At 59.9% G+C, this 6,058-nt stretch carries 4 protein-coding genes and 2 pseudogenes; 2 read left to right on the top strand and 4 right to left on the bottom strand.

Annotation, left to right across the window (positions count from 1 at the left end):
- Positions 1-568: 568 nt before the first annotated feature.
- Both CCR94_RS04385 and CCR94_RS04380 read right to left on the bottom strand, forming a co-directional pair.
- Complete coding sequence (locus CCR94_RS04385; protein ID WP_158254612.1) at positions 569-1,312, bottom strand: SAM-dependent methyltransferase; 744 nt, start codon at positions 1,310-1,312, stop codon at positions 569-571.
- 216 nt (positions 1,313-1,528) lie between these two features.
- Positions 1,529-1,645, bottom strand: a pseudogene (locus CCR94_RS04380) (transposase); the annotation flags it as partial.
- 230 nt (positions 1,646-1,875) lie between these two features.
- On the opposite strand from CCR94_RS04380, the gene CCR94_RS04375 reads away from it, so the two are divergent.
- Positions 1,876-3,117, top strand: a complete 1,242-nt coding sequence (locus CCR94_RS04375; RefSeq protein ID WP_104506663.1) for a glycosyltransferase family 4 protein — start codon at positions 1,876-1,878, stop codon at positions 3,115-3,117.
- A 366-nt stretch (positions 3,118-3,483) separates the two neighbouring features.
- On the opposite strand, the gene megL is transcribed toward CCR94_RS04375, so the two are convergent.
- The gene (gene megL / locus CCR94_RS04370) at positions 3,484-4,683 is read right to left on the bottom strand and encodes a methionine gamma-lyase (protein WP_104506662.1); all 1,200 of its coding nucleotides are present in this window, start codon (positions 4,681-4,683) and stop codon (positions 3,484-3,486) included.
- Positions 4,684-4,791: 108 nt separating this feature from the next.
- Here megL and CCR94_RS04365 point away from each other — a divergent pair, with 108 nt between their 5' ends.
- Positions 4,792-5,271 carry an Lrp/AsnC family transcriptional regulator gene (locus CCR94_RS04365; RefSeq protein ID WP_104506661.1) on the top strand — a complete coding sequence of 160 codons (480 nt, stop codon included), beginning with the start codon at positions 4,792-4,794 and terminating at the stop codon, positions 5,269-5,271.
- Between the two features lie 96 nt (positions 5,272-5,367).
- Here the strand turns inward: CCR94_RS04365 and CCR94_RS25880 are convergent.
- A pseudogene (locus tag CCR94_RS25880) lies at positions 5,368-5,436 on the bottom strand (AAA family ATPase); the annotation flags it as partial.
- Positions 5,437-6,058: the final 622 nt, after the last annotated feature.

The following is a 6,058-nucleotide window of genomic DNA, read 5'->3' as shown; positions in this document are numbered from 1 at the left end:
CCTGGGCACGGCGGTGTTCTCGGGCATGATCGGCGTCACCCTGTTCGGCCTCGTCTTCACCCCGGCCTTCTATGTGCTTTGCCGGAAATGGGCGGGAAAGCGCCGCAACGCGCCGGCCGGTGAAAGTTTTGGAGAGGCGTCGGCGCCAACAACAGCGTGAGCATGAGGCCGAACCAAACCTATGGCTTTGTCGGTCGCTCCCAACAGCAGGCCGCCCGCGTCAGAGGTCACCGCCCCGGCGTCAAACTCGGCCGCCACGGGCGCCCTTCCACGGGGGCAAAAAGGCTCGGTTTCGCGCTACGCTCCGCCGGCATCGGGGAACCTCGCCGCCTCACGTTAAGTCGTTGTCATAAAACAACTTATCCGTGATTCGCAGCCCCGATGCACACCCCAGTTTGAGAAATCCAGGCTAAGCGCCTGTGGGCAAGCAAGCCTCGATAGCATTCGCTCCCGCTTGGCGCGTTCTTCCATGATCTTCAAGCAAATTGGCCAGGCCGAGTTCCGCAGCGTCAAGCCACCAAGGGTGTGCTTGGTGGCTGAAGTGTTGAGAGAGATGCAATCGGGCTTTCTATTGCCGCGGCAATGGCTGCTCATGCGCCAGTTCGAGTATATTATTGGTTCCTAAAATCACTTCCGACGGGTATCCGTATGAACTGATCTGGCCAAGATTCCGCACGGTGAGCCCTGATCGACGGGCGATTTTTTCCACCGATTCCGCTGTATGCATATAGAATGGAAATCCGTTCCATGAACTGGATTCGGTCACTTCGTTGGGATACCCAATAATGTCTCCGTAAAATCTGCCATCGGGGGCCAGAAACTTGGCGACCTGGGCCATCAGCTTCTCCAAAAGACCTTCATCCAGATGATACAGCATCTGCGAGCACCAGATATAATCAAAATTCCGCTCGGTCAGTTCGTTTTTGCCGAAGGAATCCGATCTCAACAGAACTGGTTCTTTTGAGGAAAGACCTGCCTCCTCAATAAGCTGCAAACCGGCGTCCAGCGATTTTTGGCTGATATCAATGCCGGTATATTTCACTGCATCCAGATACCGAATAAAGGCGATCCCCCCCTGCAGGGGACCGCACCCGATGTCGAGCAGCCGGTGATGCGGCATCATCCCGAAGGTTTTCAAGGCCGTAATCTGATAGTGCCGCAATTCTTCCCAGTATCCCCACGGACCCACCATACTATCGAGTTCATACTGGCGTTTCGCCGATGGAAATATTCTCCTGGCGATCTCGTAACGCTTCAACTTGAAGCTGAGCGGGGCGAACCAGCGGATATATCGAAAAGTTTTTGCAAACATAGCGCCTACCCTTTTAATACTTTGGCCGGAGCGGTTTGATATCGGTACAAGCATCACCGCGGCGCGACCAGAGCCACAATGACAACCTCAGTCTTGGCAACAGCTTGTTGATTTCCGCTGAGAACTGACCCGCCTTGATTTATGGTTTGAGGGTCAGGTTTGGGTCAAGTGCCTGGCTTTCTCCCTTCGTCCTTTTGTCGCGGCGGCGCTCGCCTTGAGCCGCGGCTTTCCGCCCGTTTTATATTGTCGTGGGGTCAAGCCGATCCACGCGGCAAGTTCGCGCCCTGACCGAAAGCGCCGGCCGTCATCGACGGCAGAGACGAGGGCCGTTGAAGGTCTTCAAGCTTGTGACGGCGGCCTCGAAAAACTGGCGCCGGCTGAAGGGCCAAAATCAGTTGCCGAAAATCATCAGTGGCGTAAAGTTACGCTACGGAAACTAAGCCGCGTCCGAAATAAAATCCGCCGCTTGATTCACGCCGTCACCCAGTTTCGCGTATAGCTTCAATGTTTATTGACAGGCTCTCTTAAGGGGCGAAGCTTAAGCTTTTCACGGGGAGTATTTCATGCAGGACGTTGTTTCAATTAACAGGTCGCGCCTGCACGCGGTGCGAGTCAGCAAGCCGTTGCGCATCGTGCATTTCAGCGGCATCTGTTTTGGAATCACAGGCCTAGAGACATTTTTGTGGCATCTTTGCGCTGCACAAAAGCGTGCAGGCCTCGTCCCGTCAATTGTTTTGGATGTCAATGGCCGGGAGGAACTCAGAGCCATCGCAAAAGACCGCGGCGTCACCTTGCATCCGTTGCCTTTGCGTCAGGGACTCGAACTGCGGCTTCCCCAAAAGGTCGGCGGCGCCCTCATGCGGATGCGCCGCATCAAAATGCTGGTCGATCTCCTCCGCAAATCCGACGTGTTGCATATTCACGAGGGCGTGATTGCTCTCGACGCCTTTCTAGCAGCGCGGATAGCCGGCGTCGGCGCGATAATTGTCACCCATCACGGAACCCTCGCCTTTCACAAAGCCTATTGGAAACGCCAAAAGGCTCTCAGTTTCTGGTTGGAAAAGCGGTGGGCGTCGCGGATCGTGCTGCCTTACGAAGCGGCGGCGGGGGATTTTGTCGCGGCTGGCGTCGCCAAAGATCGCGTCTCCATCGTGCCCTTTTGCGTCGATGAAAACCATTTCGCCGGACTCGCGGCGGAACCGGAACCCGGTAAATTGACGCTCGTGATCGCCGCTCGCCTCGTCGCTGGAAAGGGGCATCTGGATCTGATCGCCGCCATTGCGCAGATCGCGTCGCGTTTTCCCGGTTTGAGGCTGTTGATCGCCGGCGATGGGCCGATGCGTCCGGAGATTGAGGCGAAGATCGCGGAATCAGGATTGGGCCGTATTATCGAATTCCGGGGCGGCGTCGATCATAGCGACATGCCCGAGCTTTTGCGTTGCGCACATTTGATGGTGCTGCCAAGCGCGATGTTTGGAGAAACGTTTCCACTCTGTTTGCTTGAGGGCATGGCTTTGGGGCTCCCGGCGATCGGCACGCGATGGTTTGGCATTCAAGATATTATCGTAGACGGCGAAACCGGCATTCTGGTCGAGCCCCACGATGTCATGGCGTTGGCCCGCGCAATTGAACGCTTTCTGACCGAACCTGGATTTTATTCGCGCGCGCGGCGGAATGCGCTTGCCCGCTTCAATGCGCGATACACATCGACCACCGTCGCGGATGCTTATTCAAGATTCTATGAGGCGGAAAGGCTCCGCGATCCAAAGAGGACCGGATATGAAATAGTCGATTCAATTCGGTGAAACCGCTGCTGGACCAACGACCGCTCGGCCATAGCGCCGCCTTGCTCGGCAGAGCAAATGATCGCTCGACTGCGGACATTTGCATTATGTAATTTCATCGGCGCGCAGAGCATCGCCGAGCTTTGCCGGCGCGAAGGCATCGCCACCTCGATGCAGGGAGCATGACGAAGTGTGGGGCGGGGCGGCTGACGATTTCTGTTTCTGCGGACAGCATGAACGAAAGCGCGGCGTAGGAGGCCCCTTTGCCGAAACGAACAGGTTCATGTCCTGCTTCCGCATCGGAGGATTGCCGAGCGCCAAGGCCGCGACCGCTGGCCAAGCGCATTGCAGAAGCGGTCGCTCGGCCACTCTTGCCTTTCGAGACTCTCAGCGCGCGATCCGCGCCAGGGCGCCAAGCAGATCGTCGCGCAAATCCTCGTAATCCTCCAGACCGACCGACAGTCTAATCAATCCGTCGGTAAACCCATGCCGCAGGCGCTCCTCGGAATCGTAGGTCGCGTGGGTCATGCTCGCGGGATGCTGCACCAGGGTTTCCGCGTCGCCAAGGCTGACGGCGCGGGTGGCGAGTTTCAGCGCATCCATAAAGGCGCGGCCCGCCGCCAGTCCGCCTTTCAACTCCAGCGCGATCATGCCGCCGAACGCCTTCATCTGCCGTCCGGCGAGCGCGCGCTGGGGATGGCTGTCGAGACCAGGGTAATCGACCCGCGCCACCTGAGGCGCCGCCTCCAGATCGGAGGCCAGGCGCCGCGCGGTCTGGCAATGGCGCTCCATGCGCAAGGACAGGGTTTTCAGTCCGCGCAGGACCAGAAAGGCGTCGATGGCGGAGATGCAGGCGCCGTTCAGCTCCTTCACGCCGATGAAGCGCAACTGCTCGATATGCGCCTTGCTTCCGACGACGATTCCGGCGAGCAGGTCGCCGTGGCCGCCAAGATATTTGGTGGCGGAATGGACGACGAGATCGGCGCCGAGGCTGAGCGGGCGTTGGAGATAAGGCGTGCAATAGGTGTTGTCCACCACCAGCAGGCAGCCGGCGCGCCGGCAGATTTCGGCGCACGCGGCGATATCGACCACGCGCATGTTGGGATTGGCCGGCGTTTCGGTGAGGACCACGCGCGTTTTCGAAGACAACGCCGCCGGCAGGGCGGCGGGATCGGTGAGATCGACGAAGCGAACGGCGACGCCGAACCGCTGGATGTGATGGCGCAGCAGGCTGAAGGTGCAGCCGTAGAGCGTCTTGTCGGCGATGATTTCGTCGCCGGCGTTCAGGAGCGTCCAGAGCACCGCCGTCAGGGCTCCCATGCCCGAGGAGGTCGCCAGGGCCGCCTCGCCCTCTTCCAGGGCGGCGATCCGGCTTTCCAGCACGGAGGCGGTGGGATTGCCGACCCGGCTGTAGACATAGCCCTGCGCCGCGCCGGCGAAACGCGCGCTGCCGGTGTCCGAGCGGTCGAAGGCGTAGGTCGAGGTGAGGAAGACAGGCGGATTGAGGGCGCCGTGATAGTCGAGCGGGTCGTAGCCGTGATGAATGGCGCGGGTGGCGAAACCTGATTTCGGGCTGTCGTTGCGCATGGCGTTCTCCTTGGCCTTGAGTATAGGCCAAGGCGCGACGACTATGGCGCCAATTTCGCTATTCCTATGCTAAAATAATGGCAGGATCGGAAGTTTAGAAGGACAAGAGTGAGCACTTCCACCAAAACGACGCTTGACGCCATCGACCTGAAAATTCTGCGCGAGCTTCAGGCCGATGCGCGCATCGCCAATCTGGCTCTGGCGGAAAAGGTGGGGCTCTCGCCCTCGCCCTGCTCGCGGAGAGTCCGATTGCTGGAGGAGGCGGGCCTCATCTCCGGCTATCGCGCCATGATCGACCGCGCCGGCGTGGGTCTCAGCCTGACGGTCTTCGCCGGCATTCGCGTCGAGCGTCATTCGCTTGAGAACGCCGACGCCTTCGTCGGCGCCGTGCTGGCCATGCCCCATGTCGTCGCCTGCCATCTGGTTTCAGGCGACGCCGATTTTCTGATCGAGGTGGTGGTTCCCGACATGATTACTTATGAGTCCGTCGTGCTGCGCCACTTGCTGAGCCTGCCAGCCGTCCGCGACATACGCTCGAATTTCGCCATGAGGAGTTACAAGGCGCAAGGGCCTCTGCCGCTCGCCTGAGCGGGTTCTGTCCAAGGTGTCTGACCTGGATAAGGCGAGAATGCGCTCGGCGAGCAGGGTTCTCGTTTTCTTGGCGGTCAGGATTTTGAGGATGGCGTCGAGGAGCGTCGTCTTGCCGACGCCAGGGCCGCCGGTCACGAGCGCGACCTTCGACTTCAGCGCCATGGCGACGGCTTCAAGCTGCGACGCCGCCAGCGTCTTCCCCGTCTTCCTCTCGGCCCATGCAACCGCAACCGGGGCGTCGATTTCCGGCCATGGCGTCGCGCCAACGCGCAAGGAAAGCAACCGGTCGGCGACGCCCTCTTCGGCAAAGTGCAAGCCGCGCAGGAAAATGCAGTCGGCTCCCTCGATGGCGTCGGCGCCAACCTCCCCGGCCAACAGCTCCTCGCCCAGCGCGGTCTCGATCTGCCCGGCGGGAATGTCGAGAATGTCGGTCGCCTCCTGCAAGGCGAAGAAGACGCCTGCGCGCAACCGCTGCGGGGATTCTTTGGTCAGGCCGAACCGCATGGCGATGGCTCTTGACCAGTTCCATCAGGCGGAGGCGTTTCTGCGGCGGGTCATGGCGGATTGCGACGCGCCGTCTGGGGAGGTCAAGGGGGCAACCGAAGCCGCGTGAGGCCCGAATGCGGGATCGCCGGTCCGGCGTGACGGCATCCAATCCCTTACGTAATTACCGCAAACTAAAACCAGCACGCTCCGTGACGTCGTGCGCTGAAACGCTAAGACTTTGCGATAAAAGGGAAATATCTCATCGCCATCAATCTCGCGAGGTCGAATGCTCGACGTG

The organism is Rhodoblastus sphagnicola, from assembly GCF_002937075.1.
Classification (GTDB): Bacteria; Pseudomonadota; Alphaproteobacteria; order Rhizobiales; family Beijerinckiaceae; genus Rhodoblastus; species Rhodoblastus sphagnicola.
The sequence above is the reverse complement of the archived record's forward strand: the minus strand, read 5'-3'. Positions and strand labels throughout refer to the sequence as shown.

Excerpts from the sequence above, each read along its gene's own strand:
- megL (WP_104506662.1), bottom strand. The coding sequence starts at position 4,683 with ATGCGCAACGACAGCCCGAAATCAGGTTTCGCCACCCGCGCCATTCAT.
- CCR94_RS04385 (WP_158254612.1), bottom strand. The coding sequence starts at position 1,312 with ATGTTTGCAAAAACTTTTCGATATATCCGCTGGTTCGCCCCGCTCAGC.
- CCR94_RS04375 (WP_104506663.1), top strand. The coding sequence starts at position 1,876 with ATGCAGGACGTTGTTTCAATTAACAGGTCGCGCCTGCACGCGGTGCGA.